Annotated in this window: 4 protein-coding genes; all 4 read right to left on the bottom strand. The window is 31.7% G+C overall.

Going from position 1 to position 4,018, the window contains the following annotated elements:
• Window positions 1-58 precede the first annotated feature (58 nt).
• Complete coding sequence (locus ACT3CE_RS18805; protein ID WP_444711301.1) at window positions 59-1,354, bottom strand: PDDEXK-like family protein; 1,296 nt, start codon at window positions 1,352-1,354, stop codon at window positions 59-61.
• Between the two features lie 66 nt (window positions 1,355-1,420).
• Window positions 1,421-1,615, bottom strand: coding sequence for a hypothetical protein (locus ACT3CE_RS18800; RefSeq protein WP_444711300.1), 195 nt, complete (start codon window positions 1,613-1,615; stop codon window positions 1,421-1,423).
• 121 nt (window positions 1,616-1,736) lie between these two features.
• Entirely contained in the window at window positions 1,737-2,381 is a 645-nt protein-coding gene (locus ACT3CE_RS18795) for a hypothetical protein (RefSeq protein WP_444711299.1), read from the bottom strand.
• Window positions 2,382-2,606: 225 nt separating this feature from the next.
• Window positions 2,607-3,500, bottom strand: a complete 894-nt coding sequence (locus ACT3CE_RS18790) for a helix-turn-helix transcriptional regulator (protein WP_444711298.1) — start codon at window positions 3,498-3,500, stop codon at window positions 2,607-2,609.
• Between the last annotated feature and the right edge of the window lie 518 nt (window positions 3,501-4,018).

Raw genomic sequence — 4,018 nt, 5'->3', positions numbered from 1 at the left:
GTTTTATCAATCTTGTGATTCTTCACCAGAATTTGGACATTGTATATTCATAAGTTTTTTAATTGCTATTGATTTTATTAATTATTTTCTTCACATTCTCTGAGACTTGAGTATATATTTCTTCGTTATTCTGGTAAAGCCATTCTTTTCCTTTTTGATGTTTTATGACAAACTTTTCTGATTTCCCAATAGCATATCCAGTTCGACTAATTTTATATTCATTGTCAAGATGCTCACAAAGTTCGTTATGAATATCATTGAAAATATCATACTTATTTATTTGCGGATTTCTTTTTTTACCATCCTCAACTATACAAAAGAAATACTTTTCATTTCCCAACTCAAAGTGTAGTACAAGATCATAAGATTTGTTGCTAATTTGGTATGTTTTAATTTTTATAAAAAAACCGTCACCTCCTCTATTTGCTCTTTCTATTTCAACCAAATTATTAATTCCAACTTTTATAAGCGATGCTATTAGACAGTTCACTTTTGTTGATAATAAATATTTATATACATCTGATTTCTTTGCTTTAACTACTTTTGCGGCTTTTAGGTATTCTGCATTACTCAACAAATTAAATATATAGTTATCTACTTTAGAATCATTATTAGTGTTTATGTATTTCTCAAATTCTACAATATGATCTTCAATAAGTTTAACTTTATTTAGACTTTCATCTTCTGTAAGTATAATCTCGAGAATTTCATTGTCCAACTCTTTGTTAAGTAGTTGATTCGTAAGTCTCTTTAGTAGAACTACATACTGTTTGATGGTTTCTCTGACTGTGGCATGATTTACGGCTTCTTTTAAGCAAGCTTGCAGCCAATCAATTATATCATTTCTATATGATAAACATTCATAATGTACTGTAGATTCTAAATCCCCTTTACTTTCATCACTAGGATCGGTACCGTCAAGGGTCAAATAAAACAACTTGCCATTTCCATTTAGATGCTCATGATATCTTTTGAGCTGTTGGTATTGATCTCCAGCGTGAATTTTGTTTTCAATGGCAATTTTTTGATTTTTTTCATTTTCAAGATAAATATCTATTCGTCCTAAATCTACAGTATGTTTTTCTGTAATTACCTTAACAGTATTGTCAACATCAAATTCTCCTTTGCAAAACATTTCTACAAATAGTTTGCAAAAAACAGTACCGAAACCATGAGAGCCATTACAGTTTAAAAGTTCAGCTAAAAAAGCAGAGTGTAAATGTTCTTCGTCGTGCTCTTTTCTTAAGATTGAGAATATATTGAAATCCTCTTGCTTTAAACGGGCGATTTCTTCACTCTTTTCTATTGTTTTACTAACTCTGTCGAGTAGTTTTTTTATTTTTTCTACTTCCATTTTACAGTAATATATATTGGGTTAAAACCGATTCTAATTATTGTCCTTTGAAGTTAACAAAACAATCTAAAACATCAATTCTTTCAAATAAATCAGATACAACTCTCCATAAGCTCTGGCATCGCTCAGTGCTTCGTGGTGATTTAAGGCTATATTGTATTTTTTGCAGCACACATCTAGCGATGAACCATGAATTTTATAGGTGCATTTCCATCGCTCTGGTAAAAGTAAATCGGAGTATTCCACACCAATATCCTTCATGCTTTTTATCAAAACATTACGGTCGAAAGGTTCGTTATGAGCAACAACAGTATTACCTTTGAGCGAGCTATTTATTATAAAGAATCATTTCTTGCCAATAATTGCTTCTTGATATCAAGCTTCATGCTTGACTTTTTTTATAAAGTTGGTGAATACTTATATCGCCCATATAAAAAGCTTCCACCAATTGCAATTGTTGGTGTTTTTGCCTAGTTTCTTCTAATTCTAAAAAGTAATAGTGCTTGTCATCAAGCAAATCCTTATGGGCAAACATGGCTCTTTCCCTCTGCGTTTTTCCTTCGAATCTAAAAGGGAGACTGCAATATATTTCATAATCAAGGTGATTGTTAGCCAAATGTTTTTGGATATACTTAGTCCAATATGTTCCTGTTGAACCACCTAAGCCAGCTACTATAATATATCTGTGACCAGTAGAAAAGAGTTTTACCAGCTCTTCGGGGAAATCACACTTAGCCGTTAAGTCGGGAATAATAATATGTTTTCCATACTTTTTATGAACAGGCTGGTTTAATATTATGCTATTAATATCGTCAGCCAAATCAGTATCATCACACAAAAAATTAACTGTAGTGTATAGGGCAGATTTTTCTTTTTGTTTGATGTATTCTAGAATGCGTGTGCCAGCATCGCCGACAGCTACGAAATGTATGGGTTTACTTGCTTTGTTTAAAGCAAATAACTCTATTGGTATAAGAGGTAGTGCAGAGATCAGCATCATGTTTTTTATGGCATTTCGTCGTTTCATATGATTAAAATTTTATTTTTTTGCCATATGGAAGTCGCATGTCAATTATCGCCGTATGTGCAATCTCCAGATTACATGCTTGTTTCATAAGGCACTTTTTATTTTTTCATAAACAAATATAAAGTGAAATAAAGACAAAATATGTCGGAGTGATAAAATGCAGTTTTTATCAGCAACAATATTATTAGAGATGTTTTAATGTCAAGCCAAATAATTTCAACATATTTAATATTGGGCGGCCTTAATATGTTCTTCTTGAATTTCTTTTTTTAACGATTCAGGTTTTATCACCTTAACCAAAGCCCCATAGGATAGAATTTCTTTTTTGAAATCGAAACTCGGCAAAATTTTTAAGCTTATTCTTAACTCATCATCATTGTCTGCAATTATTTGCTGACTATTGTGTAGCGGAAGGGATTTGATATATTTTCCTTGGTGTGGCACAAAGGATAAGATGATTTCTTCTGCTTCCAGACCTTTGGGTGTGATAATACCAAAAGCGTCTTTAAAAAAGTCATTAAGATCAAAATACTTGTTTCTATTATATTTAAATCTACTGGTTTTTAGACTTTGAAATCGGTCTAGAGCAAAAGTTTTAAACACCGTATCCCCAATTTCGTGTCCTAACAAATACCATCGGTTTGCAAATTCCTTTAATGCATAAGGAGCAACGGTACGTTCTAGGGGCTTATCATCCCAATATTTTTGATATAGAAAACTAACTTGCTTTTTGGTTTTAATGGCTGATAGTAGTTCTTGCAGATACTCAGTACCTCCAACTGCTCTTTTGTCAAATTGAATATACTCTTTAAGATTATCAGATATGTTGAGCGCATTAAAAACATCAAGAGCCTCTAATATACGTTCTCCTTCATAATCATTTTGATCTGACTCAATATAATAGGTGTTGTCTGACTTATTGCAAACTATCTCAATATTATAAGTTGAAGCTATTGCATCCATATCCCTTTTCAGCGTGCGAGAGCTAACAGTAAGATCGTAGCCATATATTTTTGACTCATTCTCAAGATGCTTACTAATATCTTTTAGTGTACATGTACCTCGTCTTATTTTGTTTATTATTAAACGGTGACGTATAGTCATATCTGTATTAGCCATAGGAGAAGTGTTGAGTTATCAATTATATTTAGGAATCTCAAGAATGTTATTTTCTGAAAGAAATAGCTTTACTAATTTATCATTATTTGCCTTGCCAAAGTAAAAATAGTACAAGATTTTATCCCCTTCGATAGTCCGATAATGCACAAACTGCTGGTGCGAGCGTTTCGCTCGTATCTATTTTTAAAGAAAATAATGTAAACAGCCCTCACTTATAGTAAAATGTGAGTAGGGTTATATTGTTCCAAATAATTATAAAATGTTATTTAAATTAGCTTGTAATTTATCTTTGAATAAGGTTTGAGTAGAAAATACAAATTCCACAATAAAGAAGGTTTGTACTTTGTAAGGGTATATTGGATTGATATATTTGTACGAGAACAATATTTTCAATCGTTACTGACAGTTTAGAGTATTGTTGCAAAAACAAAGGCATGTGCCTTTTTGCTTACTGCATAATGCCTAGTCATCTTCATTTAATTTTTAATGATGGGAATTCAGATCCTGGTAAATTGCTT

The sequence above is a fragment of the Marinifilum sp. RC60d5 genome (assembly GCF_052400665.1).
Classification (GTDB): domain Bacteria; phylum Bacteroidota; class Bacteroidia; order Bacteroidales; family Marinifilaceae; genus JBQTGK01.
This window is presented reverse-complemented; position numbering and strand designations above follow the sequence as displayed.

Bases quoted from the DNA above. Each gene is read 5' to 3' on its own strand.
- ACT3CE_RS18805 (WP_444711301.1), bottom strand. From the start codon at position 1,354: ATGGAAGTAGAAAAAATAAAAAAACTACTCGACAGAGTTAGTAAAACA.
- ACT3CE_RS18800 (WP_444711300.1), bottom strand. From the start codon at position 1,615: ATGAAGGATATTGGTGTGGAATACTCCGATTTACTTTTACCAGAGCGA.
- ACT3CE_RS18795 (WP_444711299.1), bottom strand. From the start codon at position 2,381: ATGAAACGACGAAATGCCATAAAAAACATGATGCTGATCTCTGCACTA.
- ACT3CE_RS18790 (WP_444711298.1), bottom strand. From the start codon at position 3,500: ATGGCTAATACAGATATGACTATACGTCACCGTTTAATAATAAACAAA.